Here is a 26644-nt window from a genome sequence, read left to right on the forward strand (position 1 = left end):
AAGGGACGGACCTTTAAAGGTCCGTCCCTCCCATCACAAGATAGTGCTTATCTTTTTTTTGGATGTGTCCTTCTGTTATCAATTCTTTTGTGAGGCTGGTCACAGTTTCTCTTGTGGAGCCAATGAAGCTTGCGATGTCCTGGTGGGTAAGGGGGACCGTTATTTTCATGAACCTCCCTTGTTTTTCTCCAAAATTTTTTATAAGAAATGACATGAGGTAAAGAATTCGCTCTTTAACCGGTGCGTACATGATTCGTTCGAGGAACTTGTTTCGTTGTTTCATATGTTGATTGAAGGTGTAGAAGAGCTCTGAAAGAAAAGCGGGTTTCGATACACTAAAGCTGTCCAGTTGTTTAAGAGAGATGATCCTTAAGATTGTTTCATCTATAGATTCTGCATAAACTCCCTCGTCGTCTAAGCTGAAGCGTGCTATATTACTGAAGAAATCTCCCTCACCCAGTATGGTGAGGATGGTTTTGCGTCCACCCTCACTATTCTTATATAGTTTTATTTTCCCGGATTGAATCCTGTACAGATTTTCACTAAGAGAAAAGGGTTGAAAGATTACTTCTTTTTTTGAATAGTTTGCGGTCCTTCCTGGTAGATCACTTATGGCTGAATCAGATCGAAATGAAGTTGCGCCATTCATGACGACTCCCCCTCCACTTTTTCAAAATGAGAAACGAACTCTCCATAGCCTTGTTCTTCTAAATCATCTTTCGGGACAAATCGAAGGGCTGCGGAGTTCATGCAATATCTTAAACCTGTCGGCTCAGGACCATCATCGAACACATGCCCCAGGTGGGAGTCTGCGTGTTTACTCCTTACCTCGGTCCGCACCATAAATAGTGTGCGATCTTCGACTTCCACAATATTTTCTTCTACCAGGGGCTTCGTGAAACTCGGCCATCCGGTTCCACTTTTATATTTATCTTTTGAACTGAAGAGAGGCTCCCCTGAAACGATATCCACATAGATCCCTTCTTCTTTGTTGTCCCAATATTCATTATCAAATGCTTTCTCTGTAACGTCTTCCTGGGTCACTTTGTATTGGATATCTGTAAGTCTTTCTTTCAACTCTTCGTCTGGGTAGGAAGGATAAAGGGGCTTGGTGTCAAGCTTGAGGATTCGGTCCTCTCCCCACGCTTCATCAAGGAAGTCATCCCTTCCAGAGTTGTTTCGGTAAAACTTATAGCTTAATTCATTTTTCTTATAATAATCCTGATGGTACTCTTCTGCTTTGTAAAAGGTGGCAGCGGGCTGGATTTCTGTGACGATTTCTTCTTCAAAACGCCCTGAATCTGCTAATTCCTTCTTTGATTGTTGTGCTGCTTTCTCCTGTTCTTCATTATGATAGAAGATACCACTCACGTATTGAGGACCACGGTCTACGAATTGCCCGCCATCATCTGTAGGATCGATTTGTCTCCAGAAAACCTTTAATAGTTGCTCATACGTTATCACTTTAGGATTATATTCAATTTGAACGGCTTCCACATGACCCGTCTGTTTCGTGGAAACTTCATCATACGTTGGATTCTTCTCCTCGCCACCTGTGTATCCGGAAATGACGGAATACACACCATCCAATTTTTCAAAAGGAGGCTCCATGCACCAGAAGCATCCTCCTGCAAAGGTCGCAACCGCATGTTCATCATCCACCATAGCTGTCTTTACGGGCTCACTTCCCAAAGACTTCTGGGTCATGCTTGCATACAGTTTAGGTCCGAAAAAAGCCGCCAGACTCACTACCAGCATCAGGCCGATTCCAATCATCACTTTTTTCATCATTTCTCCTCCTTACTCATTTCTAAAGGCAATCGGAACCAAAAGGTACTGCCCGACTCACCATCACTTTCGACTCCGATTTCACCTCCATGAAGTTCAACAATTTCTTTGCTTATGGACAACCCCAGGCCAGACCCTCCTCCTGCTTTGTTACGGGACTTCTCTACCCGATAAAAACTCTGAAATATCGATGCCTGTTCTTCAAGGGGAACACCCTTTCCTTCGTCCGTGACCGAAAAGTTCATCACATCTCCATCTTTTACTGCTTTAATTTCAAGTGACGTCTGATCAGGAGAAAAGGATAGGGCATTTTGTATGAAGTTCGTCATCACTCTTTTGATTTGAACAGGCATTAAAGGAACCAGAGGTAAATCTTCATCGTACTGTACAATCACTTCAACATGCTTCTCTTGTAAAACCCTTTCGAACTGCTGAATGGTTTCGATCAGGAGTTTATCGATTGGTGTCGGATGCGGATTCCATGGCAGTTTCCTATTTTCCAACTGTGAAAACTCCAGTACCTCTTCAATTAATAGACCCAGTTTTTCGGTTTCTGACAAAATGGTCTCGTAATATCTCTTCCGTGCTTCAGGATCTTCAATAATGTCATCGTTCAAAGCGGCAACAAAAGAATGGATCGATGATAAAGGCGTTCTAAGATCATGGGAAACATTGGCGATCAGTTCACTCTTGAACTTCTCTGATTCCCTTAATTCGTCGAACATTGCTTCTATTCTAGTGGACATATGATTAAAGTTAGCAGCGAGCTCTCTAATTTCCTGAGGTCCTGCTTCTGTCACCTTCACATCAAAGTCACCCTTAGCCATTCGCTCTGCTTCATTGCTCATCTGCTTTACTGACTTTAATAAAGGCGATGTAATCATCAAATTCACGGCAAAGGATAGGATCCCCGCTCCGAGCGTAATAAGGGAAAGCAGGATGATGATATTGGTTGAGATAAACATCTGAACATACGAGATTGTGAGAAATACTAAGATTACCGAGAGTGAAATCGTGTTGGCTAAAATAAGGAGGGTTCTAATTTTCATGATGCTGCTGCCCCTCAAACTTATAACCTATTCCCCACACGGTTTTTATCCATTGAGGCTCGGAAGGATCGACCTCTATCTTTTCTCTTAATCTGCGAATATGAACATTGATCGTGTTGGCATCACCTAAATATTCATATCCCCATAATGTTTCTAGCAGCTGCGATTTGGAGAATACCTGTGAAGGGTGCTCTGCCAACAGGGTTAATAGATCAAATTCTTTCACGGTCATCTCGATTTCCATCCCAGACACGACTACTTTTCGCTTATCCCTATCAATGAGCAAACCTTTCCACTTAAGAACCTCTCTTTGCTCTTCCCGTTTTGGAGCTGAGCACGTTCTCCTTAACACATTTTTAACCCGTAGCAACAGTTCACGGGGGCTAAATGGTTTCGTCACATAGTCGTCCGCACCTATCGTCAACCCATAAATCCGATCCTTCTCCTGCCCCAATGCTGTCAGCATGATGATGGGTGTGTCGCTGTCTTCCCTAATCTTTTCAGCTGTCTGCCACCCATCCATTTGTGGCATCATAATATCCAGTATCACGATGTCAGGTTGGAACGTTTTGTATCGTTCAATTGCCTCATATCCATTAGAGGCAGTACTCACTTCATACCCCTCCCTCATGAAATACCGTGAGCATACATCCACAATATTTTCTTCATCATCTACTAACAGCACTTTGTTTGCCATGGTTTACTCTCCTTTACATTGCCTCACCTAACTCAGCACGACCGAAATCCACATTAAATTGTTTACACCAAATCACAATTTCCATTCCTAATGATGCAGAATGACCTCCTGGAATCTCATAATTTTGATTGCCTATGTTCCCCTTTAATTCACCCAGTGAAATCCCATCTTTTGTTTCCTGACCTTCTTCTACTAAGTAAACGTAAAGATCCGGTCCATTGGTCACTTCAAAATTTTCCAACCGGATATTTTTTTCTGATATACTCACTTTTCCTTTTGCATCGTGATTTTCATCTGCTCCTTGAAAGGTCCCAACTAATTGATTTACTTTCATTGTATCGTTTGTCATTTCCTCTGGCGAAGATGAATCGGTTTCTTTCATAGTATTCTCTTCTTGTTCTTTCATATTTGAGCCAGAAGACGATGAAACAGGCGCTTCGTTCACCACCTTATCTAAAAATAATGGAGAAATCAGCCACCACCCCACTCCTAATACTCCTACTACAGCTATTCCAATCATCCATTTTTTCATTTGCTCATCCCCTCGTTATGGTTAACGAAAGTATAATAAACAAACCTTATGGATTCTTAACAAAAATCTTAAATAATTCTTAAATGTGATACTCCTTTCATTTTGGACAGTCGCAAGCTTATCTGAGATAGTAATAGATATCGAATGAAAAGGAGCAGAATCCATGCTTATATCTATATTTTTGCTTACCGCTTTGATCGTGATTGCTTTCCTGGTTCTCCGGTTTTATCCTGCATTTGGTGAGAAGCCTTCCCTCGAACGTGTTCAGTCCTCTCCCCAGCATTCAAGAGGCTCATTTAAAAATCCCATTCCAACTTCTATGGATACCAGTTTTTCTGGGTCTCTTACAATGATTCGGGATCTTATGAAAAGAAATGCCAACCGGAAACCTGATACCGATATTCCAAGGGTCGGATTTCCTTCCATAGAACATCCTCATTCCGTTACGAATGTAACCTGGTTTGGGCACTCAGCATCGATGATTCAGATTGATGGAAAAAGACTACTGCTTGATCCCATGTTTGGTCGTGCGCCATCCCCGTTTCCTTGGTTGGGCGGGAAGCGGTATAGCAAAGATCTTCCTTTTCACATGGATGAACTCCCTTATATTGATGCTGTGATCTTTTCACATGATCATTACGATCATCTGGATTATGGAACGATCCGAAAGCTTCGAGGCAAAGTGAATAAGTTCTTTGTTCCCATCGGAGTGGGGAGTCACCTTGAGAGATGGGGAATCCATTTTGATCACATTGTAGAGCTTGATTGGTGGGACGAGGTTGAGTGGAATGGTCTTACCCTGGCTTGTACCCCGGCACGACATTTTTCCGGCAGAAGCTTACATGATCGTAATGCTACCTTATGGTGTTCATGGTGTATCATCGGGAACTCTTCCAGACTCTTCTTTAGCGGTGATAGTGGATACGGCCCTCATTTTAAAGAAATCGGCAGTGTGTATGGACCATTCGATTTGTCCCTGATGGAATGTGGTCAATATGATCCCAGGTGGGCACCGATACATATGTGCCCGGAAGAGACTGTACAAGCCCATTTTGATGTGAAAGGGAAGTGGCTTCTCCCCATTCATTGGGGTGCTTTCACGTTATCATTTCATGAATGGACAGATCCCATTAAACGAGTGACGAAAAACGGTACAGAACATGGGGTCCATGTTGTTACCCCGCGAATCGGAGAAACTTTTCCAGTAAAAGGTGATTCCTACCCCTCTTCAATCTGGTGGGAATGAACCAACCATCGCCTAGTTGTATACAATATCTAAGAACTTTAAAGTAGGCGATTATACTATGAGCAATGAACAAAAACTCACGTTCGGAGCATGGGTTGCGGCAATCGGAACGGTCCTTGCCGCTATTGGCAGTACCCCAATAAAAAGCATTCCAGATGATACTCTACAGTCGTTCAATCTCGTAGGAAATGAACTGCAGGCAACGGGAAATGCCTTAGAGGCAGATGCAATAGATGATTTTACCCTGACGAAAGCAGGGAATGAAATTCAAGCGATCGGAAATGTCACTGTTATAGCCGGCATACTGATTGAGTTCAATGACATAACAAAACAAGAGTTGAATATTAAAGGAAATCTCCTGCAGGCACTGGGCGGAGGGGCTGCCCTCTTCGATTCATTTAATGAAGAACATACATTAGAAGAGCTTTATTCGATATACGGCAATCTCCTCCAGATTATCGGTAACTCCCTACAGGCCATCTCAGGCATCCTGGAGTTAAATGAAAGAGACAGCGGGAATATCAATGTGGCGGGAAGCTGGATCCAGGCAGTCGGTTCAGTCATATCTGCATTAGTGCAAACGAAAGAGTCTTCCTCCTGAAGTTGTTTTACATACTCGATATGCGAGAGTGTAAAGCAACCAGGTTGGCAGCTGCTTTACATTTTAAAACCCAAAGAATTGTCATAGGCCAATTTTCACAAAATCTCTCCAGATGGGTTAATGCCCAGTCCATTTCGAATCCGGGCGAATATCTATAACCTAGACAGGAGGTTTATGTTATGAATGACTTTCACACTGTAAATAATGAAACATTTTTCAATTATCATGATGTACGACGACCGATCGGACGAGTGGGATTTGGCAGGCCAGGCTTTGGTGGGTTTGGGAGAAGACCGTTTGGATTTGGATTCAACCCGTTTTTAGGCGGCCTTGCCGGTGGGCTGCTTGGAGCTACATTATTGAGTCCCTTCGCGTATGGATATGGATACGGATATCCTCCACCTTATTATGGTTATCCTCCTTACCCTTATTATTATTAATAAAATCATACAAAAAAGGAGCCCATGCACGTATTCATCTTGCACAGGCTTCTTTTTATTAGAAGAAGAGTCCTTTTTCATCCTATAAAATGGAGGAACCACTGCACATTTTTGGCAGACTAAAGGACAACATCAGCAATTAGCTCGTATGATCTTACTTTTTCTTCAAACTTTTCTACATTGGTAATAATCATAAATTCATCTGTCTGATATATTTCACTCAACATGTGAAGCTCTTCCCCCACTTTTTGAGGAGTCCCTATAATGGCTCGTTTTCGATTTTCTTTCACTTTTTCTTTTTCTAACTGTGTCAGTGTTCTTGCTTTTGCTTCTTCCTTTGTTGGGATCCTCGTGTCTCCTCCCTTCTCTACGGCTAACAGCCATAAATCCTGGGTAAGGGCAATTTCTTCAGCTTCCTCTTGTGTGGGGGCACAGACGATAAAGACACAAACATTGCTCTTAGGTCGGGATAATGATAGGGAAGGCTGAAAATGAGATTGATAGTAATCCAGAGCTCTTTTCCCGTTAACAGGATTGATAAAGTGACCATATGTGAAGGCGGTACCCTGCTCAGCAGCCAACCGTGCCCCCCTTTGGGTGATTCCTAAAATCCAGGGAATCGGAGGCATCGCCACTTTTGGATAAGCCTTGACTGCTCGCTCATCCGAGTGATGTAAATATTCTTTAATGGCCTCTACCTGTTTCGGAAACTCATTCATACTCTTCTTCAATCCGTCCGTCAGAGCCAGGCGTGTTTCATACGAACCACCAGGTGACCGGCCGATCCCAAGATCGATGCGATTGGGAAATAGGGTTTCCAATACATTAAAATCCTCTGCAATTTTGTAAGGGCTATATTGCGGCAGAAGCACTCCACCGGATCCAACACGAATCGAGTTTGTCATAGAGGCAATATGAGAAATCAACACTTGAGGAGCAGAGCCGGCAAGACCGTTCGTATTATGATGCTCTGCGACCCAAAAACGGGTATAACCAAGCTCCTCGGTTCGCTGAGCAAGAGTCACCGTATTTTGAAACGCGGTCCGCGCATCCTCTCCCTTTGAAATCACAGACTGATCTAATACACTCAACTTCATTGATGCCACTCCCCTGCAATCTAGATATCACTTAGTATGTCCCCATCATTATCACACGAATTTCACATCAAACAAAAAAGCTTGCCTGAGGGACGGACCTCAATGTGAGGTCCGTCCCTCTTCTCTTATAAGCTTAAATAAATTCGGTTGCCTGATGGGTCTTCGGTCAAAATTTTTCCGTCTTGTTCCTGGATGGGTGCTCCAATGGATTCAAGCTGTCGGATGACGGCGGTTCTTTTTTCTTCGGTTGGGAAGTGGATAGTGAACCAGTTTAAACCGACACTGTTTTCAGCTGGTCTCGGGGCTCCTACCCCGTTCCATGTGTTCAGTCCAATATGGTGATGATATCTGCCTGTTGAAATGAAAAGTGCCTGACTACCAAACCGGCTGACTACATCGAAGCCAAGTCCCTTCCCGTAGAATTCCTCTGTTGATTTCAAATCTGAAACATGCAGATGGATATGTCCCATGACCGTACCTTCAGGAAGTCCTTCCCACGGTTGTCCTTTTGCCTCAGCCAATACCCCCCTTGCATCGATGGGATCAACGGTCATCTTTACCTGATTGCCATTCCATGTCCATTCCGATGAAGGACGGTCCCTGTAAATCTCGATTCCATTACCATCAGGATCTGATAAATATAGAGCTTCACTGACCAGATGATCAGAAGACCCCAGTTGAATATTCAGCTTTATTAGATGTTCTAATATATTCCCCAGGTCTGTTCTATTCGGCAACAGCAGTGCAAAATGGTACAAACCTGTCGTTCTCGGCTCCTTAGGTGAAACATTTTCTGGTTGTTCCAGAGATAGCAATGGGTGGATTCCATCTACCGTTAACGTCACTCTTTTCTCCGTCTGCTCCAGTACTTTAAATCCAATTACCTCTTGGTAAAAGGAAAGAGATCGCTCTAAGTTTTCAACTTTTATGTTTACTTCCCCAACGAATGTATGTGGTTCTTTATGAAAATTCATCTTTATTCCTCCGTTTCAATTTTGCTGTGAAAACTTCTGATCTAATGAGAATAATGATTCCTTAGCAACGACAAAATATAATGAAATTGCAAGCAGTGCTAAATCAAATTCGTATCCGGCCATCTGTCCATTCCCTAAGAAACCTGCAGCTAATTTTACTTTTACGATTGCCCCTATCATGATTAAGCCAAATAATCCGGCTACGACACGAGTACCTATCCCCAGGATCATGGCTAATCCTCCAACCAGTTCAATGATGGCTACCACATAAGCCGCACCCCCTGGCAGCCCTAAGCTTTGAAAGAAACCAACCGTATTTTCTATTCCCCCCTGGAACTTAGTCAATCCGTGAATGAAGAAGGTGATTCCTAGAAATATTCTTAAAATGAGTGCTCCTAATAAGTGATTCTGTAGCATTGTCTATTCTTCCTTTCTTTATGTTATCTTATTAAAGCTAGTTACTTAATGTAACTTATATTATTTTAATAACTATGTACTGTCAAGTAATTAAATTACTATTATAGTGATAATATGGTATACTAGTGACAAAGAAGGAGGCATTGACAGAATGAATCAGTCAGAAATTTGTCCAAGGTTCGAGAAAGCCATCGGCATCTTAAGTCAACGATGGACAGCACTCATCATTTATCAATTGCTTTCCGGACCACAACGAAACTGCACCATCAAAGACGCAATAGGCATCAGCGGCAGGCTTCTTTCAGAGCGACTGAAGGACCTTGAAGAAGAAGGCATCGTACAGAGGGACGTCTATCCCGAAACACCTGTGCGTATTGAATATTCACTAACTAAAAAAGGGTATTCTTTAGAACCTTTAATGAAAGATATAGAGAAGTGGTCCCAGGAGTGGATTGAGAAGGAATGAAAACTCGTCAGATTGTTGGCGGGTTTTTTTGTTTGTGTTTTCGGGCCGGACCTTCATCGGATGATAAGATGTATTGTGTTCCTTTTTTGGTGCCTGTTGTGGGGAGGTTTAGGGATTGGAGGAGTCTTTTTGCAACATAAGGTGAATCAACCACTAAATACTCTCTTAGTTCAGAATTATTTATAGTTGGAGCGATTAACAGCTCATAATCTTTTAGGGCTTGTATATGAGCGTCATTATTTCTGCTATCACATTTCAAACAAAACCAGGTACCATGTTTTCTTACTAAAGGACGATGATTACAAGCTACACAAATCACCCCCTTTAATAGATCTTTCCCTTCAATGTTAAACCTCTCTAGTATAGAGGGGTTTGATTCTTCATGTTTTCTTTTTAATGTGCGGATTAATTTTTTCACGTCTTTTGGAGTAGCCGTCTCTTTTCTCATAGAATCCTCAATATATTTTACTTTGTCCAATAGAGAATGGCGATGGATGACGATTTTATTAAGGGATTTGTTTGCTGGAGAGGTTTTTATGATTGTACGATCGTTGCTCATAACAACGCAAGAGTAAATAGGCAAATTGGGAAATCCATGCTTCGATAACCAGCTTATAAGCTGGCTTTCCTGTCTTTTGATTTGAAGTGTAGGATCCGGTAAAGCTTGTTCATTTCCGTCTTTTATTTGTATTAACTGGTTAAAAATAGGATCAAAATATGCAGTACCTGCAAGGTATTTAACTTCTATTATGAGAATGAATTTGCTTGTGATGAGAAGAGTGTCCATTTGAAAGAAGCTTTCCTTATGGGGAATTCGCAGATCGTGGAGAATGAAATATTTTTTAGGGTCTAAAAAGCTTAGTGAGTAATCAAGAGCTGTTTCTCCTTTGAATCCAGCCATTCTTTTACCAAGTTCCTCGGTTATCATGTGCAGTTTTGGGTGGTTGAGGGGAAGTCGGCGGATTAAAGCTTGCAAAATGAGGATAATTCGAGGGATGATTCGTTCTTTTTCGATCATTTTATCACTCCAATCGGGTTTTATACTACAGTATTCTCCATGAAATATATTAATTCCTGCTATGAGTTTATAGAATTGGATTTTATCGGCGAAATTTCAATTTTATCGGCGAAATCCTGGATATAACGGCGAAATTTTCATTATAACGGCGAAAACTCATTTTTAACGGCGAACTGCCTTTTATCTACAAAGCAATACAATCCCGACCAAAAAAATCATTCCCATTCCCCTCCACCCATAGTATATTTAGAGAAGCGAAATAAATCGACTGCGAGGGACGGACCTATATGTGGAAAAATAAAAATGTATGGATATTATTGATAGGTGAATTTATAGCAGGTCTCGGATTGTGGTTGGGGATCATCGGTAATCTGGAGTTTATGCAGGAAAAGGTGCCTTCCGATTTTCTGAAATCGGTGATTCTCGCTTCGGGACTGCTTGCAGGTCTTGCTGTTGGACCTTTAGCCGGCAGAATTACGGATCAGGCAAATAAAAAGACGGTGATGCTCATCTCAGGCTTCACCAGGGCATTAAGTGTTGTTTTCATGTTGATTGCGATTGATACCGGCTCGGTGCTATGGATGGTTGTTTTCTTAGTGAGCATCCAAATCTCTGCGGCTTTCTATTTTCCTGCTCTGCAAGCTGCCATTCCGATGGTGGTCAAAGAGAAGGATTTACTGCAAATGAATGGGGTCCACATGAATGTTGCCACGCTCTCAAGGATCCTTGGAACTGCTTTAGCAGGTGTCCTATTAGTGATCATATCTTTAACGATGGTATACGTTCTCTCATTAGTGGCATATCTGGCACTATTTGTGATGACGTGGTTCTTATCAATTGAAGAAACGGCGACCACCTCTCACCAAGGTGAAAAACCAAAAGGGGCAAGCTTCAATGAAGTATTTCCTGTTATAAAAGGGCTTCCGATCGTATTTATGACTCTTGTGATGACGTTGATACCACTACTATTTATCGGCGGGTTCAACTTAATGGTCATCAACATCAGCGAGCTTCAGGATAGCTCAGCGATTAAAGGTTGGATCTATACCGCCGAAGGGATTGCCTTTATGACAGGTGCTTTTGCCGTCAAGAAAATGGGTGAAAAAATGTCTCCCTATAAAATATTATTCTTTTTTAGCTTCATCATCGGGATTGCGCAAATGATTCTTTATTTTGCAACCAGTCCGATCTTGTCAGTGCTTGCGTTTACAGTGTTTGGATTTGCCGTGGGATGCTTCTTCCCGACTGCTGCCACGATTTTTCAAACGCGTATACCGAAAGAATTTCACGGCCGCTTCTTCTCGTTCCGTAATATGCTCGACAGACTGATTTTCCAGATTGTACTCCTTCTCACAGGATTGCTGCTTGATCTAGTAGGACTCCAAATCATGACTGTATTATTCGGATGTCTATCCCTTATGATGACTGGACTGTTCTATTCAAGATACCGACAGCTCAAAACGACCACATTATCGGAACAGGCAAGTTGATCAGCTCACTTTTGTGAGCTTTTTTGTATAAGAATGAGAATTATTATCAATACTATATAAAAAGAAGACAACCACGCCTATGGTTGCCTTCTCTTCCATTACATACCCGGATCGAATGTTTTACAATCTGTTTCTTCACTGTTGTGGGCTTTGTTTCCTTTATGACTGACAACGAAAATCTGGTCTGCGGAACACTTCTTGCCTTCACGGTTGTATTTGCAGTTGCTTACTTCACATAATACGTCTTGTGCCATTTTCAAACACCTCCCTTATTATCTTTAGAGTGTACTTTTCCACCCTGTTTCATACCTGATTCATGGAGAGTAATCATCATATATCTGAAGCTTTCACCATATAATCAAAGAGATATGTTTGATATGAAGGGAGAATCTTCAGTATGGAGCAGAGACGTCTGTATCATGTTCAAAATCTTGCTTTTGAAATCATGGATCAAATGAATACGGATAACGAATGGAAGAGGACCGATCAATTAAAGCACGTGATCGATCATTTATCCCGCGCAATTGGGAGTCTTACAGATCCATCAGGGACTTTCTCAATTGATTATGTTGAAGAGAAAATTGCCACTGCCCATTATATATTGTTTAAAAACGAGAAAAAAGTTGCCCGAATAAATTTTGATAAACAATCAGCATCCGCTTTAATAGAATGAGAAAGAGGACTTACCGAACTACGGTAAGTCCTCTTCTTCTGTTTAATGCTTTTTTTGAAAAAGAAAGTCCATTTCATTATTGGCACAAACCTCGACAAAAGGGCAGCTCAAACATACTTCCCCATTCGGTTTGGTACTGGATGACAGTGGTGCAGACAGCATATCTTTTAATTTCTCTATGTAATGCAATCCTTTCTCCATTTCTGTCGGTGACGGGGAATGGACGAATTCTTCTCCATTTAACAAGGAAACGATTCTGATCGACGAAGGAAGTCTTCCAAAGGATCGTTCACAGAAAACCACCGTCAAATAATAATACAAGGTAATCATTTCGTGATTGGTATCGACAAGATACTTGGTGACTGTGAACGATTCCTGTTCCCATTCTGCCACTTCGATCGTGAGGGATAAATGAGTTTCAATTTCTTCGAAGTATTGTCGAAACTTTTCATTTATAAAAAGAGGTGGTAATGTCCCATAGTTCTGTGTTAAATCCTGCATTAAGTAATCCGTCACTTTCGCCACCACTAAGTAATAATCAATCTTCGAATCAAAGATGTTTGTTTTAATAGAGGAAAGGTGCTTCTCGATGAGTTCAAGTGCTTTGATGGGAGTCCTCATTTTGACGGGAAGCATAAAGAAGTCCTTCACTACTTGGTTCACAATGAACTGCATGACCTTTTTCCATTCGACTTTACTTGTTTCTTCACGCTGGATGTAGTGATAGTAAAACTTGTGGGGACAATTGATGAATTCTTTTAGATGTATATCCGATAATGTTTTGATTGAAAGTGAATAGTTCACGAATGCCGCTCCTTCCTCTAGCCCTCTTGTTTACTGAACAAGAGCTCACTAGCAAATGTGCGCCCAAATTCTTTGCACGCCTCTTCATCTTCATCCTCTGGTGTTAATTCCACTTTCAAACCATCATGAATCAAACGAGCTCCTCTTTCTTGCAATTTCTCATTTAATAAATCCACCGCTGCCCCGTACTTAGGATAAAAAGAGTCACAGGAACCGAAGCTTGCAGCAATCTTAGACGTTAAATCGACGTCGTCCATGTCATCGTAAAACTCCTCAAACTCATAAGGAAGTTCGCCATCCCCCCAGGTATACGCCCCTAACAGAATCCCTGCATATTCTTCAAGGACGTGGACATTCGGACAGTCATTTATATCAATTACATCGATTTCAGCTCCGGCTTCCTTCACACCTGTTTCGATGGCCGTCGCCATTTCTTCTGTATTTCCACTCATGCTTGCATAGATCATTATAATTTTATTGGTCATGATAAACCTCCATCGCACACCTAATTGATAATAATTATCATTATCACTATAAGTAAACCATACAAACTTTCCTTCTATTTGTCAACAGTTAATTGAAAATTATTCTCAATTAGAACGTAATAAAAAGCACCCCTCTCTTGAGAGATGCTAACTTACAAATATTCATTTACACTTCCAATACGCCCGCTTTCTGATTTTCATCATGCTTCCCACGATTGGTTACTACTTTATAAACCACAATCGTGACGAGAATCACTCCACTGCAAATGATATACAAAGTGGAAAATCCAAACTGGGATGAAACGACCCCCAATACAAACGATCCAACGGCAATACCAAGGTCATAAAAAATAAAGAATGTAGCCGTCGCATGTCCTGTTCTCCTCTTAGGGGCAGCCTGAATGGACATGGTTTGAAAACTCGGAAGCAAAGCACCGTAACCAAGTCCGATAAGCGTTCCTGCAACCAATAATAAAAAGACGGAATGGGTGGCACTCAAAAGAATCAAACCGATGGCAAAAATAATGAGGGACGGATAGATGACCGCGTTTGGTCCTGACCTGTCATATAAGCGACCTGTATAAGGTCGCGATAACAGCATAGCAGCTGCAAAGACGACAAAGAATAAGCTGACGGATTCGAATAAACCGACCGACTTCGCATAGACGGATATAAACGACATGATCCCGGAGTAAGCAAATGATGTTAAGAATCCTACTAGGGAAATCGGAATCGCTTTAATTTCTATCAAGTCCTTAAAAGTTAATCGACCAGACACTTCCTCCCTGTCCTCCTCCGAAACTTGAATGCCAAATGAACACAGGAATCCGATGACGATGACAAATGCTAGACCCATAAATAAAGCTGAATAAGGGATCCATTGAATAAGTGCTAACGAAATAAACGGTCCGACCACCACGGCTAAGTTCATCGACATGGCAAAATAACCAAGCCCTTCCCCTTTCCGGTGGGGAGGGATCATGTCTGCGGCAATCGCAACTAAAACCGTTGTACCAATACTGAACCAAATGCCGTGAAAAAAACGAAGCCCCATTAAAAGATAAAAATCATTCACCCAGAAGTAAATGAATGATGAAATCCCGAAAAACATGACACTAATAATCAGCGTCTTTTTCCTTCCCAACAGCTCAATGATTTTCCCCGAGAAAGGCCGAACAATGATGGCCGAAAGTAAAAAAATCGTTGTAGCGAGACCGGCTTCCCCTTCCGTTCCGTGAAGTTCATCGATCACATAAAGGGGCAGGACGGTTAACAACGAATAGAAAACTAAAAAGATAAAAAAATTATTCACTAATGCCATAAAAAATGGCCGTGTCCATATAGATGTTTGATTGGAATGACTCATAAAATTCTCATTCTCCTTAATTAATTGTTATACTAATTATATCTATAACATGTATATTTGTAAATATAGTTGTTGTGACAACTATATTGAATTACTTTTATCGAACCTCTCAAATCATCCCGAATTTCATGTATGATAAAGAGTAGAAAATGAATGCAGTAGGTGAAAAATAATGACGATGTCCCGTGATGAATCCATTGGCTTGTATACAAGCCATACAGTAAAGAATATTATTCGATTTCTTACATTTCATCTGAAGGAATTTGATGTGACTCCCGAGCAATGGACGGTGTTGAAGCGATTAGCGGAGCAGGATGGAATCAGTCAAAAAGAACTTGCGATGAAATCAGAAAAAGATCAGCCGACCGTAACGAGGATCTTAGACATTTTGGAACGGAAGGAACTGATCTACAAACAGAGAAACCTTGATGATAGAAGATCGTTCCTCATTTTCATATCAGAGAAAGGAATGGCTGCCAAGGATGAGTTGTCTCCTTTTATAGAGGGGTTATATGAAGAAACGATTCTTAGAGGGATTTCAGAAGAGAACTTAGAAGTATATAAGAGTGTTCTTACTCAAATGAATGAGAACATTACTAGAAAATAGTGTAGTGATAGGAGGATGGACATGAAACAAATACCGATTGCCCTGCAAATGTATACATTGCGTAACGAAACGGAAAAAGATTTTACCGGCACCCTTCAAAAAGTAGCCGGGCTGGGATATGCAGGTGTGGAACTTGCCGGCTATGGAGGATTATCCCCGAAAGAGCTTAAGGGTACACTCGATAGTCTGAACCTTCGTGTCGCGTCAAGTCATATTCCTCTATCTGAATTAAGAAATGATGTTCACAAAGTGATTCATGATCAACTGGAGCTGGGCAGCAGCTACATTGTCTGTCCGTATCTTCCACCTGAAGAGAGAACAGAGAAGCACTATATTCAATTGATTGATGATTTAAATTCAATGGGGGAAAAATGTTTTAACGAAGGAATCACGCTTTGCTATCACAATCACGATTTCGAATTGACGACCTTATCGAACGGGAAACCGGCACTCGAAATGATTCTGAATGAAACGAACCCTCATTGGGTGAAAGCAGAGTTCGATATTTACTGGCTGACCTTTGCAGGAGAAGAGCCGGTGGAATGGCTGAAACGATATCAGGGACGAACCCCGCTTGTTCATTTGAAAGATATGACGTTGGACGGTGAACGATTTTTTGCCGAACTGGGAACGGGTGGTGTGGAACTCACTTCTGTTCTCGACTATGGGATACACAGTGATGTGGATTGGTGGATCGTCGAGCAGGATGAGTCTAAGATCTCCCCTATTGAAAGCATCCGGATGAGCTTAGATTATTTACGTATGAACAAAATATAATGGAAAAAGGAGAGTCTGGCACAACAGACTCTCCTTTTTCATCACCATTATTTTAATTTGGCCACGATCTTTCCTTTCACATGACGTTCTGATAAACGTATCAGCGCTTCAGGAACTTCTTCCAATCTCACTACTTCTGTTAACATTGTGTCTAAGTTCCCTTCCTCTACTAAGTAAAGCATTTGGTCTCCTATTACAGCATAATCCTTTTGGGCAACCATGTCATTTGATTGATGACCAGCTCCCAGGGCGATTTCATGATAGGATATAAATAGTACATGGCCTAACATAGTGATTGCAAGTGTCTTTGTTTCACACCGAAGCCTTCATCACGGCTTCATAATCCAATCCAAACCCGGTATGCAACCGTTCTGCCGCCAGCATGACCTGCCTCTTCTCAACGACTGCCGTAACGCTAATAGCAGATTCACCTACTAGTTTCACTCTCACGGCATTTTCCAATAAAATTTTGCACATATCCATTTTTATGGCCGGCTGTGATTTAATATTTTGCCCGATTACCGAGACCTTTGACAGACCTCCTTTTCGTTCAATTCGGGAGTACATCCAATTCTCTTTTTCATTATCCAGGATCGATAATACCTCTTGTAGGTCTTGTTCCTTGATCAATAAGGATAAAGAGTTTTTACAGCTTTGTTTATAAACATCAGCCTGAATATGATGTGATGCCAATTCACACATTATTGCTTCTTGGAAACCCTCAATATCGTTACAATCAAAGATTTCTAATTTATCGATATCTGCTTCAAATGTGACACCAATCACTGGGGTAGATCCATTCTGTTTTGCTTTCCCATGAATCATGGTCCCCCTGCCCTTTTCAAAGCTGGATTTTATATAGAGAGGAATTCCGTATTTTTTCGCGTGTTTAACCGCCCTTGGATGTAGTACACCTGCCCCCATGGAAGCTAGATTCTGCATTTCCTCATAGGAAAGGGAAGGGATTTTCGATGCTTTTGGAACAAACCTGGGATCTGAAGTGTATACTCCATCGACATCCGTATAGATGTCACACCGATCTGCCTTTAACGCGGACGCAAGAGCAGCGGCCGTAATATCGGATCCTCCTCTTCCCAAAGTCGAAATGTCCCCTTCCTCCGTTATTCCTTGGAAACCTGCGACCACCACTACTCTTCCTATATTTAATTCGTTCTTGATACGACCTGTTTCAATAGCTTGAATATGAGCATTTCCAAGGATGGAATCCGTTCGAATGCCGGCCTGCCACCCTGTGAAAGAAATGGCCTCCACCCCTTGTTGTTGAAGAGCCATTGTCAGTAGGGAAATCGTCACTTGTTCACCCGTTGACAATAACATATCCATCTCTCTCTTACTTGGTTCACTTGTAATGTCACTAACTAGCCTGACAAGTGCATCGGTCGTTTTCCCCATTGCCGAAACCACAACAACGACGTCATGACCTTTGTTCTTCTCCTGTATGATTCTTTCAGCCATTCGTATTATTCTCTCGGTGGAACCAACAGAGGTCCCGCCGAATTTCTGAACAATTGTACTCAGGAGATACCCCTCCTTTCTATTTGGGATTTAAAGCTAATCAGATCGACCCAACAGTCGGGTTTATTTTAAATGCAGCTAGAGCGTTTGTTACTTTCCCGAATTCAGAAGCGTGAGGACGGTCATCGTCATCAGAGTATCCGTAATCCACCATACGGTTCCGGTTCAGGCATAATTTCGTCAGCTCTGGCTTAAAGAAATCAAATAACTTGAAACGTTCTTGTAGTTGCGGGAATCTCTCCTGATAGTTAAGTATTGAGTCAGCAAGAAGACCCCAGAAGGTTTCTTCTTCCATCAATTGATTGTTCTTTAACAAGTTACTCAAATATCTCAGGTGACAGATAAAGAGACCCGTGAAGATGAACTGCGTCAGCCCTTCAGGCGGCTCCGTTCGAAGGACCGCTTTAAATTCAGATGACAGCCCTTGCAGTTCAGGGAAATCCTGGTCTGAAATATTGACGTCATCCACAAAATCTTTAATGGCTAATCGGTGTGGTTTCCCATCCTTCAACACGACAATTGTATTTTGTCCATGGGGAGAAAATACCGTGCCGTATTGGTAAAGGTAATGGAGAAGAGGATCCATTGCGACTTTGAAAAATTGTTTCATCCATTCTTCTGAGTCCAGACCTGATTGTTCAATTAAACTCTCAACATACGGTTTGTTGTTATGATCTTCATACAATAAGGCGGCCAGAGTAATCGCTTGTTCTCCGTCTTCTAAATACGTATAGACGCTTTCTCTCCATATGGTTCCAAGCATCTCCAAGTATTGATAAGGTGCCTGCTTTAATTGTGTATAATAGCGGTGATTTACATTCATACTGGCATTTTCCCCTGGCAGGATGACCCGGCATTCATCTTTTAAAAATGGATCCTTTTCAGCCATTCCTTTAATGAACTCTGTCACCTTAGGAGCTATCAGCGTTCGTTCAGATGGCAGTCCCCGATAAACCAGCGTGTTCAAAATACTCATCGGAAGCTTCACATGATGCTTATCTTTGTTCGTTGTATTCACAAATGTGCGGATCGACTGCTGAGGAAGGTAGCGGTCTTCTCCCTCTCCCAAGGGAAGAATGCGACCCATTGCCAGCTCCTCAGGGAAATTCTGAATCAGTGTGTTTTTCCACTGCCACTCGTGCACCGGCATGTAGTAGTATTCCGATGGTTTTCTTCCATTTTGTTTGACGATTTCATCAAAAAAGATACGATCTCCCTCACTCAGTTCGCCCGCAATCAACGTCTGATAATCCAATCCTTCAACCGATTGAAACGATGCAAGGTCCTTATGAACAGCAATCCAGGAAAGCTTGACCTCCTTCTGTTGTTCAGGAGCAAAGGAAAGGTAATCATCATATCCGAACCCGATTCTTCCTTTGTTATATGTAATCCAAGGGTGTCCTGTCATATAACCTTCGAGGGTGGCATAGTCTTCATGAATCAGTTCGTCGGATGTTTTCGTTTCTTTTTCAAGAAGATGGGCATCCGCTATTAACGTACTGTTCATTTCCTTGATTAAGTGTCCCGCCGTCTCAGATGACATCCCGATGACACCTTGAAGATCGACCAATAGCTCTATTGCACTATGGGCTTCCTTTCTTGCTCCATTTTCAACGATATATACCGTCGTCCATTTCACGTCGAAACTATCAAACAATCTTTTTTGGGCGATGTAGTGATAGTGCTTGGAACCAGAGACCTGAAGGGAATATTCGATATCCTCCCCTTTTTCCGAGAGGATTTCAGGTCGGATCATATCTTCATACATATATTCAGACAGCATTTTGCCTATCAATTTCTGGTTTACTTTCATCCAGCTATCACTCTTAAAAACACGTTGAATTTCTTCATTGAATAACATATTACCCCTACTTTCACTTAGTCTATATTTTCTTTGCATCAGAGAGGAACCGGAATGGATGCCGCTTTCGTCCCAAAGGTTTGAAACACATTTTTGTTCTGAACCGGATATACGTCTCTCCCTGTAATGGTATTGATGATGATCGCATTGCGGTGTGCACCGAGTCCAAGATCAGGTGCCCCGACTCCATGAGTATGCATTTCACCGTTCTGCACAAAGATCTCGCCCGGACCTTCTACATAGGTTTCTAATCGATAATCTTCTTTCACTTTGTATCTGTCATATTCGTCCCATGCAATCCACTCTTTCATTTTTGAAAGGAATCCCGGGAATGCAGGCTTATAGCCAGTGCTAAGAATGATGACATCTGCTTTATCTACAAAACGTTCATCCTTGATCCGGTGATAGCCATGCAGTTCAAACCCTGTTTCATTTTTTTCGATTCCGACGATCTCTGTCATGGCCTGCAAGCAAATGTCCGGCTCCTCGCTTCCTACAGATCGTTCATATAAATAATCATATATATCGGCGATCGTCTCTGAACTGATGCCTTTATACAGAAGGTCTTGTTCCTTTAGGAGCTGATCCTTCTTTTCCTGTGGAAGCTGATAAAAGAAACGGGTATAATCGGGTGAAAAATACTCAAGGCCCAGTTTTGAATATTCCATCGGGAAGAATCCCTTTGAACGTGTATACCATTGCAGTGAAAACCCTTGATTCTCCTGGTCTTTGGCTACATCGAGAAACACTTCGGCTGCACTTTGGCCGGATCCAATCACGGCAACAGATTCAGCATTTGCACAAATCTCCTTATTGGATAAATAATCGGCACTGTGAAATATAGATTTGCCCAGCATTTCCTGAAAAGCTTCAGGTACAGAAGGAACAGAACCTATTCCAAGCACGAGATGTTTCGTAAACATTGTCTCAGTTTGTTGAAGGGCATCATTCCACACGGTGACTTCATATACGCTGTCCCCAGTTCCCAATTGAACCGGGACGACACTTTGGACATCCATTCCGAATCGGCATGTAGAGAGCTGCTCACTCACCCACTGGCAGTAATGGTTATATTCCTTGCGCGGGATATGAAATTTCTCCAGAAAATAGAAGTTGTATAAGCGGTTATGAGCCTCCAGGTAGCGGAGAAAACTGTAATCACTTCTTACATCTGCCATACTGACTAAATCCGCAAAGAACGGCACTTGTAAGGTCGTTCCGTCAATCAGCATGCCCGGATGCCAATTGAAGGCTTTCTTCTTTTCCAAAAATAAGCTTTTCACTTCGGGTACCGAATCCAATAAGGCAGCTAACCCCAGATTAAACGGACCCAATCCGATCCCGATGACGTCATATAATTCATTTGATCTGTTCGCAAAGTCCATCATTCAGCCACCTCTTTTCAAATTCGCTTCTTTCACAAAACATGAGCAGTCCGGTTTTGTCCGGGAGAGTAATCGGTTTAACCGGTTTAAAACCGCATTTCTCAAAAACATGGATCATTTTGTCATTTCGGATATCCGGCTCCGCTATGACTTTAGTCGTCTTCTTTTCTTGAAACTGATACGAAACCATCGCCCGTAATAACGGAAGGGAAAGTCCTTTACCAAGATACTCCCTCTCTCCAATTAACAGATGCACTCCCTGATCGAAAGGAGCAGGAGTATATGTTTCCTCGACCACGTCGCCTTTTACCCAATAAACCTCCCAGTAACTCATCGCCACACCGTCAAGATACCCTGCGTAAAGGGTTTGATGTGAATCAGACATTGCTTTTTTCAAATGGTCTTGGAACGTTTCAAAGGGAATATTTAAATTCCAGAATGGATGGACATGCTCCTCCATCATCCATTTGTGAATAAGTTCCGCGTCCCGTTCAAAATCAATCGTTTTAAATTGAATCGTCTTTTGGATTTCTTGATCATACACTTCGTAGTCAAAGGACATGATGGATTTCCACCTCTTTGGTAAGGGGATTCTTCACCATCGTGTAGACCGATTGAGCTTCCATCGGACCGACAAGTTCATCCATGTCATAAAATCGGGTCAATAGATTCGCTTTACACGGAAGGACCGGTTGATATAATAAACTGCTCAGTAGATTGGAATCTTCCCCCCACTGCTGTTCATGGTACTCCAGACGTTCCTTTACAAGATTCATAAGTTTTTCTTCATTGATGAGACCACTTGCTCCAAAACCATTGATCAGTCCGAATAAATGGTTAAAGATGAAGTAATAGCGCAATCGTTCCTCTGCCACTTCATCGGCACAAATGGTGTCGCTTTCCCGATTTAATTCTGGAAGGAATTCTTTTAGTTTTTCTACTTTGGATTCGCTATAATAGTATCCCTGATTATCTCTGTAATAGAAGGTTTCAGGGTAACCGTTCCTCAGCTGGATCACCGAGTTCTGCTGATGGGCTTCCAGAGCGATCCCGTACGTGTGGAACAACCAGATCATCGGATCCAGCGTCAGGGATAGGTATCGATCGAACCAATCCAGGCTCACTTCTTCGAGAGTTCTATTCTCTCTTTCTGCTATCCCTTTAATGATGGAATGTATTCTGGCTTTTCCTCCATAAGCATGGTCCTGGCATAGGGCTGCGATCAAGCTGGTTCCGCGACTGTTTTCATAGAAAGGATTTTCCCTGATGACAAGCTCAAACCCGGAAACTTCTTCATTCAGGTTCAAGTTTAAATAAGCAGGATCCTGGATGACCTTAAATCGTGGGAACTCTCTGTTAAAGCTTTTTCCAACTTCCGTTTCTAGTAATTTCGAAACCTCTACTCCCCTTGCCAGTTCCTTCTTTTGGTTAATGCGAAGAGAGTTTGTGATTTTGACAGGGACGGAGAATTTATACATGTATCGCGATTCATTGCTATAGACCGTTCTAAACGATGATGTAGCCGTGAAGCGCTTCCCTAACGGACCGATGTATTCCAGTCGTTCTTCTTTCATCAGGCCTTGAACGTACACCTTTTCCAATAATGTCTTCACTTGAAGGGGGTGTACTGGAATCAAGACGCGTCCACCCTCTTCCAGCAGCCTCTGTAACCATTCTTGATCTACATCAGAATCATCCTTTAACTCTTCAAAAATGATGGAAGCTGCAGATTTGTCAGCACTTGAATCCTGTTCTACCAACGATTTTTCCGCACTAAAGTAATGGAGCTGAAATTCCCCTTTATATTCAGGAGAATACAAGTGGTCTTCTTGTTCCGTCAGGCCTTGTTTACTTTTCGGGGTTGGATGAAGCATATGTCCGAATAGAAGGGACTGCTCAGCATCGATGTAGTCGAATTCTTCATCCGTCAGTGCCTCGTTGTCCTGTACCCTGCTTTCAACATAGCTTTTTATACTCCGACAGCTTAAGATCACTCTTAAAAGCAGTTCGTCCTCTGCACCACTTTGACTCTTATCAAGTAAGAACTCTTTTACCACTAGTGTAGTAAGGGTAATATAGTCGAGTGGTTTCAATTCGCTTTTCCCCACTCGGTAATAGAGGGGGAAGCCGAATAGATGACGATCCGTAAGAGACCAATATTTCACTGGTATTATCAATTCAATCTGCTGCAGGACCAAATGAGAGACGATGACTTTCTCAAACTGCCCAAGTGATGGATCATTGTCGTAGCGGCTCTCTTCAGTGTAGTTCCCTGTTTCCCTTAAATAGCAATTCAGAAAGCTTTGCATCGTTGCATGTTCAGCAATCTCCTTAGAATTTCTCAATGTATGACCCCTCCATTTACTAATTCAGTGCCGACTTCTTCAATCTCGTGTAGAAGGGAATGAATATCTTCCGGCTTTGTTCTTGGATTTAATAACGTCAACTTCAAGAAGGTTTGACCCTTTATCACTGTTTTCGCAATAACACCTTTCCCTTTATAAAGCAGGGTTTGCTGGATCGTCCGGTTCAAATGATTGAGATCCAGATCCTTTCCCTTCATCCTTTTCGGCTGATAGCGAAAGATGACTGTATTGATTTCCGGCTCAGGGTTTTGAATCACAATGTCCTCTAATTCTTTCATATAAGAAGCTGTGTACCAGGCGAGCTTTAACGTTTCATCGATCATGCCGCCAAAAAGTTCGGTACCTACTGTCTTTAGTGACAGATACAGTTTTAACGCATCGAATCTTCTCGTCGTTTGAACCGACTTATTCACCAGGTTCAAGATGCCCTCTTCATCGTCTTTGATGGGATTCAAATAATCAGCATGATAAGATAAATAACGGAAATTGACCTCATCCTTAACGAGGAACGCTCCGCAGCTGATCGGCTGGTAAAATAATTTGTGAAAATCCACCGTAATGGAGTCGGCGTCCTCCAACCCTTTCAGTTTGTCCGAATGAGAATGACTGAGTATCAGTCCACCGCCGTATGCGGCATCGATATGGAACCACAGCCCATGCCCGCGGGCGATTTCTGCCAATTCCCCCATTGGGTCGATACTTCCAAAATCGGTGGTCCCACACGTAGCAACAAGGGCAAAGGGCAATAAGTTCTCCTGATCAAGCATATGCAGTGCTTCATTCACTTCCCCGACGCTCATCCGATGATTTTCATCGGTCTTTACCGTCACAACCGCTTGTTCTCCCAACCCTAATTGGGAAGCAGCTTTCTTCACAGTGAAATGGGCCTCTTCTGAACAAAGAATCCTTAATCGGTTAAAGCCTTCGGGTAAACCATCCCGTTGTACGTTATGGTTCCATTTCGAATGACAGAAGGTATCGCGTGCCAACAGGAGTCCCATATAATTGGATTGGGTTCCACCACTTGTAAAGACTCCGCCGGATGATGCCGGTAGCTTTATCTTTTCTGTTAACCACTTCACCATCTCCGCTTCCACATAGGTGGCAGCCGTACTCTGATCCCAGGAATCCATAGATTGATTGAGCGTTCCGATGATCAATTCCGCCGCCACTCCTGGAAGAAGGGGGGGACAATGTAAATGGGCCATACTCTTCTTGTGGGATATATGAAGACTGTTTTTCAAAATCGGTTCATCGATTTCATCCAGGACTTCTTCAAAGGATTTCCCTTCAGGAGTAATCGCCATGATCGGTTTGATTTCTTCTTTTATTGCGCCGGGCATTTTCCCGATAAAAGGTTTCCCGGTACCTTCATATAGCTTTTGCAGCTTCCTGCTTACTCCGTCTATCAATTCATTAAATGCACGGATCCCCTCCTCCCCTTGATGAAGGAAGAAGGAGTCCTGGCTGGATTTTCTTTTGATGGTTTTCATTTTCATAATTTCACTCCGAAAGAGAAGCGATTAATGCTTCTCTGAATATCGATACCACTTCATCGACTTGCTCTTCTGTAATGATCAATGGTGGAAGGAAACGGACAACCGCCCCATGTCTTCCCCCTACTTCAAGGATTAATCCCCGCTTGAAGCATTCACGTTGGATTCCGCTTGCGACTTCAGGATTAGCCGGCTGACTTCCGCTCGCTGAATGAGGTTTAGCCGGATCTATCATTTCCACACCTACCATCAGTCCTCTGCCCCTTACATCCCCTATCTCAGGAAATTCTTGTTGAAGCTCTTTTAAGGAATGAAGAAGTCTCTCTCCCATTTCCCCGGCATGAGCAACCAAGTGATTCTCCTTAATGAATTTCAAGGTTGCGGTCCCTGCCGCCATGGCCATTTGATTTCCTCTGAATGTGCCGATATGTGCCCCCGGTTCCCAGGCATCCAGGTCACGGTCGTATATCACAACGGATAGTGGGAGACTCCCCCCGATTGCTTTCGAAAGAACAAACACATCCGGGACGATTCCAGCATGCTCAAAAGAAAATAGTTCTCCAGTGCGTCCGATTCCCGTCTGTACTTCATCGATGATGAGTGGAATTCCCCGCTCACTAGTAATTCTTCTCATTTCCTTTATCCATTCGATCGGTGCCGGGATGGAACCACCTTCACCTTGTACCGTTTCAAAAATCATAGCTGCTGGTGGTAATATTCCACTCTCGGGATCATCAAGGAGATTCTCGATGTATTGACTGCTGATGCGATGACTTTCCTCCCCCCCTATCCCAAATGGGCAGCGGTAAGTATATGGATAAGGTAAGAAGTGAGTATCAGGAATCAGTCCTTGTACGTTCTTTTTAGGTCCCAAGTTTCCGCTGATGGACATCGTTCCGTGAGTGGCACCGTGGTATCCGCCTTGAAACGTTAGGATACTTTGTCTCCCGGTTGCCGTCTTCACTAATTTCAACGCAGCCTCAATCGCATCGCCGCCTGTAGGGCCACAAAATTGTATCTTCGCACGCTCACGAAATCCTTCCGGCAACGTGGAGAATAATTCATTCACAAACTCCTCTTTAACAGGCGTCGTAATATCTAACGTATGTAATGGCCGTTTATCACGGATCACTTGCTCCATGGCCTCAATGACCGTCGGGTGATTGTGTCCCAGCGCTAATGTTCCCGCTCCCGCTAAGCAATCCAAGTATTTATTCCCTTCCATGTCCGTGACATAGATTCCCTCTGCTTCACTGATTGCCAGTGGGATTCTTCTCGGATAGGATCTCGCATTTGACTCGCGTCTCTCTTGTTGGTCCAGTAATTCTCTATTTGAAATGGCACTTTGTACATTCATAAATAATCAAATCTTCCTTTCGTGATAGATTGGCTTTTGCTTCCAACGTCATCTTAATTGATAATGATTATCAATGTCAATAGTAGTTGATAACTATTCTCAATTATTTTCATCTG

At 42.4% G+C, this 26644-nt stretch carries 29 protein-coding genes; 8 read left to right on the forward strand and 21 right to left on the reverse strand.

The window, feature by feature from the left end:
• Positions 1-13: 13 nt before the first annotated feature.
• From ACQKFO_RS12915 to ACQKFO_RS12935, 5 genes are read right to left on the reverse strand one after another with little or no spacing between them, the layout of a single operon-like run.
• Entirely contained in the window at positions 14-649 is a 636-nt protein-coding gene (locus ACQKFO_RS12915) for a Crp/Fnr family transcriptional regulator (RefSeq protein WP_427599119.1), read from the reverse strand.
• Positions 646-1788, reverse strand: a complete 1143-nt coding sequence (gene msrB, locus ACQKFO_RS12920; RefSeq protein ID WP_427599120.1) for a peptide-methionine (R)-S-oxide reductase MsrB — start codon at positions 1786-1788, stop codon at positions 646-648. Before msrB ends, ACQKFO_RS12915 begins: the two co-directional genes overlap by 4 nt.
• Entirely contained in the window at positions 1788-2837 is a 1050-nt protein-coding gene (locus tag ACQKFO_RS12925) for a HAMP domain-containing sensor histidine kinase (protein ID WP_427599121.1), read from the reverse strand. The genes msrB and ACQKFO_RS12925 overlap by 1 nt, the downstream gene beginning before the upstream one ends.
• On the reverse strand, positions 2827-3534 hold the full coding sequence (locus ACQKFO_RS12930) for a response regulator transcription factor (RefSeq protein WP_427599123.1): 708 nt from the start codon (positions 3532-3534) through the stop codon (positions 2827-2829). Before ACQKFO_RS12930 ends, ACQKFO_RS12925 begins: the two co-directional genes overlap by 11 nt.
• 13 nt (positions 3535-3547) lie before the next feature.
• The gene (locus ACQKFO_RS12935; protein ID WP_427599124.1) at positions 3548-4066 is read right to left on the reverse strand and encodes a DM13 domain-containing protein; all 519 of its coding nucleotides are present in this window, start codon (positions 4064-4066) and stop codon (positions 3548-3550) included.
• A 163-nt stretch (positions 4067-4229) separates the two neighbouring features.
• Between ACQKFO_RS12935 and ACQKFO_RS12940 the strand changes: the two genes are divergently transcribed.
• The 3 genes from ACQKFO_RS12940 to ACQKFO_RS12950 all read left to right on the forward strand — a co-directional run bounded on the left by ACQKFO_RS12940 (position 4230) and on the right by ACQKFO_RS12950 (position 6353).
• A complete protein-coding gene (locus ACQKFO_RS12940; protein WP_427599125.1) occupies positions 4230-5312 on the forward strand; it encodes an MBL fold metallo-hydrolase in 1083 nt (360 codons plus the stop codon).
• Positions 5313-5370: 58 nt separating this feature from the next.
• Positions 5371-5913, forward strand: coding sequence for a DUF6944 family repetitive protein (locus ACQKFO_RS12945; RefSeq protein WP_427599127.1), 543 nt, complete (start codon positions 5371-5373; stop codon positions 5911-5913).
• 179 nt (positions 5914-6092) lie between these two features.
• The gene (locus ACQKFO_RS12950; protein ID WP_427599129.1) at positions 6093-6353 is read left to right on the forward strand and encodes a spore coat protein; all 261 of its coding nucleotides are present in this window, start codon (positions 6093-6095) and stop codon (positions 6351-6353) included.
• 119 nt (positions 6354-6472) lie between these two features.
• Here the strand turns inward: ACQKFO_RS12950 and ACQKFO_RS12955 are convergent, their stop codons facing one another.
• The 3 genes from ACQKFO_RS12955 to ACQKFO_RS12965 all read right to left on the reverse strand — a co-directional run bounded on the left by ACQKFO_RS12955 (position 6473) and on the right by ACQKFO_RS12965 (position 8841).
• Entirely contained in the window at positions 6473-7450 is a 978-nt protein-coding gene (locus tag ACQKFO_RS12955) for an LLM class flavin-dependent oxidoreductase (RefSeq protein WP_427599131.1), read from the reverse strand.
• Positions 7451-7575: 125 nt separating this feature from the next.
• The gene (locus tag ACQKFO_RS12960) at positions 7576-8424 is read right to left on the reverse strand and encodes a VOC family protein (protein ID WP_427599133.1); all 849 of its coding nucleotides are present in this window, start codon (positions 8422-8424) and stop codon (positions 7576-7578) included.
• 15 nt (positions 8425-8439) lie between these two features.
• On the reverse strand, positions 8440-8841 hold the full coding sequence (locus ACQKFO_RS12965; protein WP_427599135.1) for a DoxX family protein: 402 nt from the start codon (positions 8839-8841) through the stop codon (positions 8440-8442).
• A 151-nt stretch (positions 8842-8992) separates the two neighbouring features.
• Here ACQKFO_RS12965 and ACQKFO_RS12970 point away from each other — a divergent pair, with 151 nt between their 5' ends.
• On the forward strand, positions 8993-9307 hold the full coding sequence (locus ACQKFO_RS12970; RefSeq protein WP_148995318.1) for a winged helix-turn-helix transcriptional regulator: 315 nt from the start codon (positions 8993-8995) through the stop codon (positions 9305-9307).
• A gap of 7 nt (positions 9308-9314) precedes the next feature.
• On the opposite strand, the gene ACQKFO_RS12975 is transcribed toward ACQKFO_RS12970, so the two are convergent.
• On the reverse strand, positions 9315-10325 hold the full coding sequence (locus ACQKFO_RS12975; RefSeq protein WP_427599137.1) for a nuclease-related domain-containing protein: 1011 nt from the start codon (positions 10323-10325) through the stop codon (positions 9315-9317).
• A gap of 287 nt (positions 10326-10612) precedes the next feature.
• Between ACQKFO_RS12975 and ACQKFO_RS12980 the strand changes: the two genes are divergently transcribed.
• A complete protein-coding gene (locus ACQKFO_RS12980) occupies positions 10613-11815 on the forward strand; it encodes an MFS transporter (protein WP_427599139.1) in 1203 nt (400 codons plus the stop codon).
• Positions 11816-11913: 98 nt separating this feature from the next.
• Here the strand turns inward: ACQKFO_RS12980 and ACQKFO_RS12985 are convergent, their stop codons facing one another.
• Positions 11914-12069: a DUF1540 domain-containing protein gene (locus tag ACQKFO_RS12985; protein WP_082051198.1), complete on the reverse strand. Its 156-nt coding sequence runs from the start codon at positions 12067-12069 to the stop codon at positions 11914-11916.
• A 143-nt stretch (positions 12070-12212) separates the two neighbouring features.
• Here ACQKFO_RS12985 and ACQKFO_RS12990 point away from each other — a divergent pair, with 143 nt between their 5' ends.
• The gene (locus ACQKFO_RS12990; protein WP_427599141.1) at positions 12213-12488 is read left to right on the forward strand and encodes a hypothetical protein; all 276 of its coding nucleotides are present in this window, start codon (positions 12213-12215) and stop codon (positions 12486-12488) included.
• Positions 12489-12530: 42 nt separating this feature from the next.
• Here the strand turns inward: ACQKFO_RS12990 and ACQKFO_RS12995 are convergent, their stop codons facing one another.
• From ACQKFO_RS12995 to ACQKFO_RS13005, 3 genes are all read right to left on the reverse strand, one after another.
• On the reverse strand, positions 12531-13292 hold the full coding sequence (locus tag ACQKFO_RS12995; RefSeq protein ID WP_427599143.1) for a hypothetical protein: 762 nt from the start codon (positions 13290-13292) through the stop codon (positions 12531-12533).
• A gap of 17 nt (positions 13293-13309) precedes the next feature.
• Entirely contained in the window at positions 13310-13777 is a 468-nt protein-coding gene (locus ACQKFO_RS13000; protein ID WP_427599144.1) for a flavodoxin, read from the reverse strand.
• A gap of 166 nt (positions 13778-13943) precedes the next feature.
• On the reverse strand, positions 13944-15143 hold the full coding sequence (locus ACQKFO_RS13005; RefSeq protein ID WP_427599145.1) for an MFS transporter: 1200 nt from the start codon (positions 15141-15143) through the stop codon (positions 13944-13946).
• 172 nt (positions 15144-15315) lie between these two features.
• Here ACQKFO_RS13005 and ACQKFO_RS13010 point away from each other — a divergent pair, with 172 nt between their 5' ends.
• Positions 15316-15750 carry a MarR family winged helix-turn-helix transcriptional regulator gene (locus ACQKFO_RS13010; protein ID WP_427599146.1) on the forward strand — a complete coding sequence of 145 codons (435 nt, stop codon included), beginning with the start codon at positions 15316-15318 and terminating at the stop codon, positions 15748-15750.
• Positions 15751-15771: 21 nt separating this feature from the next.
• The gene (locus ACQKFO_RS13015) at positions 15772-16527 is read left to right on the forward strand and encodes a sugar phosphate isomerase/epimerase family protein (protein WP_427599148.1); all 756 of its coding nucleotides are present in this window, start codon (positions 15772-15774) and stop codon (positions 16525-16527) included.
• A gap of 47 nt (positions 16528-16574) precedes the next feature.
• Here ACQKFO_RS13015 and ACQKFO_RS13020 read toward each other — a convergent pair whose 3' ends face one another.
• Genes ACQKFO_RS13020 through ACQKFO_RS13055 form a run of 8 tightly spaced genes read right to left on the reverse strand, consistent with a single transcriptional unit; the run spans position 16575 to position 26528 of the window.
• A complete protein-coding gene (locus tag ACQKFO_RS13020) occupies positions 16575-16817 on the reverse strand; it encodes a zinc-binding dehydrogenase (RefSeq protein WP_427599150.1) in 243 nt (80 codons plus the stop codon).
• 22 nt (positions 16818-16839) lie between these two features.
• The gene (locus ACQKFO_RS13025; RefSeq protein WP_427599516.1) at positions 16840-18093 is read right to left on the reverse strand and encodes an aspartate kinase; all 1254 of its coding nucleotides are present in this window, start codon (positions 18091-18093) and stop codon (positions 16840-16842) included.
• A gap of 10 nt (positions 18094-18103) precedes the next feature.
• Positions 18104-19924 (reverse strand): IucA/IucC family protein, encoded by a 1821-nt coding sequence (locus ACQKFO_RS13030; RefSeq protein ID WP_427599152.1) that lies wholly within the window; start codon positions 19922-19924, stop codon positions 18104-18106.
• Between the two features lie 38 nt (positions 19925-19962).
• A complete protein-coding gene (locus ACQKFO_RS13035; RefSeq protein ID WP_427599518.1) occupies positions 19963-21309 on the reverse strand; it encodes a lysine N(6)-hydroxylase/L-ornithine N(5)-oxygenase family protein in 1347 nt (448 codons plus the stop codon).
• A complete protein-coding gene (locus ACQKFO_RS13040) occupies positions 21284-21838 on the reverse strand; it encodes a GNAT family N-acetyltransferase (protein WP_427599520.1) in 555 nt (184 codons plus the stop codon). Before ACQKFO_RS13040 ends, ACQKFO_RS13035 begins: the two co-directional genes overlap by 26 nt.
• Before the next feature lie 22 nt (positions 21839-21860).
• Positions 21861-23654, reverse strand: coding sequence for an IucA/IucC family protein (locus tag ACQKFO_RS13045; protein WP_427599153.1), 1794 nt, complete (start codon positions 23652-23654; stop codon positions 21861-21863).
• Positions 23651-25174 carry a pyridoxal phosphate-dependent decarboxylase family protein gene (locus tag ACQKFO_RS13050; protein WP_427599154.1) on the reverse strand — a complete coding sequence of 508 codons (1524 nt, stop codon included), beginning with the start codon at positions 25172-25174 and terminating at the stop codon, positions 23651-23653. The genes ACQKFO_RS13045 and ACQKFO_RS13050 overlap by 4 nt, the downstream gene beginning before the upstream one ends.
• Positions 25175-25178: 4 nt before the next feature.
• A complete protein-coding gene (locus ACQKFO_RS13055) occupies positions 25179-26528 on the reverse strand; it encodes an aspartate aminotransferase family protein (RefSeq protein ID WP_427599155.1) in 1350 nt (449 codons plus the stop codon).
• Positions 26529-26644: the final 116 nt, after the last annotated feature.

The organism is Rossellomorea sp. NPDC071047 (genome assembly GCF_050270195.1).
Taxonomy (GTDB): domain Bacteria; phylum Bacillota; class Bacilli; order Bacillales; family Bacillaceae_B; genus Rossellomorea.

Excerpts from the sequence above, each read along its gene's own strand:
- ACQKFO_RS13035 (WP_427599518.1), bottom strand. The coding sequence starts at position 21,309 with ATGGACTTTGCGAACAGATCAAATGAATTATATGACGTCATCGGGATC.
- msrB (WP_427599120.1), bottom strand. The coding sequence starts at position 1,788 with ATGAAAAAAGTGATGATTGGAATCGGCCTGATGCTGGTAGTGAGTCTG.
- ACQKFO_RS13010 (WP_427599146.1), top strand. The coding sequence starts at position 15,316 with ATGACGATGTCCCGTGATGAATCCATTGGCTTGTATACAAGCCATACA.
- ACQKFO_RS12970 (WP_148995318.1), top strand. The coding sequence starts at position 8,993 with ATGAATCAGTCAGAAATTTGTCCAAGGTTCGAGAAAGCCATCGGCATC.
- ACQKFO_RS13030 (WP_427599152.1), bottom strand. The coding sequence starts at position 19,924 with ATGTTATTCAATGAAGAAATTCAACGTGTTTTTAAGAGTGATAGCTGG.
- ACQKFO_RS12980 (WP_427599139.1), top strand. The coding sequence starts at position 10,613 with ATGTGGAAAAATAAAAATGTATGGATATTATTGATAGGTGAATTTATA.
- ACQKFO_RS12925 (WP_427599121.1), bottom strand. The coding sequence starts at position 2,837 with ATGAAAATTAGAACCCTCCTTATTTTAGCCAACACGATTTCACTCTCG.
- ACQKFO_RS13050 (WP_427599154.1), bottom strand. The coding sequence starts at position 25,174 with ATGAAAATGAAAACCATCAAAAGAAAATCCAGCCAGGACTCCTTCTTC.
- ACQKFO_RS12940 (WP_427599125.1), top strand. The coding sequence starts at position 4,230 with ATGCTTATATCTATATTTTTGCTTACCGCTTTGATCGTGATTGCTTTC.
- ACQKFO_RS12915 (WP_427599119.1), bottom strand. The coding sequence starts at position 649 with ATGAATGGCGCAACTTCATTTCGATCTGATTCAGCCATAAGTGATCTA.
- ACQKFO_RS12955 (WP_427599131.1), bottom strand. The coding sequence starts at position 7,450 with ATGAAGTTGAGTGTATTAGATCAGTCTGTGATTTCAAAGGGAGAGGAT.
- ACQKFO_RS12930 (WP_427599123.1), bottom strand. The coding sequence starts at position 3,534 with ATGGCAAACAAAGTGCTGTTAGTAGATGATGAAGAAAATATTGTGGAT.
- ACQKFO_RS12975 (WP_427599137.1), bottom strand. The coding sequence starts at position 10,325 with ATGATCGAAAAAGAACGAATCATCCCTCGAATTATCCTCATTTTGCAA.
- ACQKFO_RS12950 (WP_427599129.1), top strand. The coding sequence starts at position 6,093 with ATGAATGACTTTCACACTGTAAATAATGAAACATTTTTCAATTATCAT.
- ACQKFO_RS12990 (WP_427599141.1), top strand. The coding sequence starts at position 12,213 with ATGGAGCAGAGACGTCTGTATCATGTTCAAAATCTTGCTTTTGAAATC.
- ACQKFO_RS12935 (WP_427599124.1), bottom strand. The coding sequence starts at position 4,066 with ATGAAAAAATGGATGATTGGAATAGCTGTAGTAGGAGTATTAGGAGTG.
- ACQKFO_RS13055 (WP_427599155.1), bottom strand. The coding sequence starts at position 26,528 with ATGAATGTACAAAGTGCCATTTCAAATAGAGAATTACTGGACCAACAA.
- ACQKFO_RS12985 (WP_082051198.1), bottom strand. The coding sequence starts at position 12,069 with ATGGCACAAGACGTATTATGTGAAGTAAGCAACTGCAAATACAACCGT.
- ACQKFO_RS13005 (WP_427599145.1), bottom strand. The coding sequence starts at position 15,143 with ATGAGTCATTCCAATCAAACATCTATATGGACACGGCCATTTTTTATG.
- ACQKFO_RS13000 (WP_427599144.1), bottom strand. The coding sequence starts at position 13,777 with ATGACCAATAAAATTATAATGATCTATGCAAGCATGAGTGGAAATACA.
- ACQKFO_RS12945 (WP_427599127.1), top strand. The coding sequence starts at position 5,371 with ATGAGCAATGAACAAAAACTCACGTTCGGAGCATGGGTTGCGGCAATC.
- ACQKFO_RS13020 (WP_427599150.1), bottom strand. The coding sequence starts at position 16,817 with ATGTTAGGCCATGTACTATTTATATCCTATCATGAAATCGCCCTGGGA.
- ACQKFO_RS13015 (WP_427599148.1), top strand. The coding sequence starts at position 15,772 with ATGAAACAAATACCGATTGCCCTGCAAATGTATACATTGCGTAACGAA.
- ACQKFO_RS12965 (WP_427599135.1), bottom strand. The coding sequence starts at position 8,841 with ATGCTACAGAATCACTTATTAGGAGCACTCATTTTAAGAATATTTCTA.
- ACQKFO_RS12960 (WP_427599133.1), bottom strand. The coding sequence starts at position 8,424 with ATGAATTTTCATAAAGAACCACATACATTCGTTGGGGAAGTAAACATA.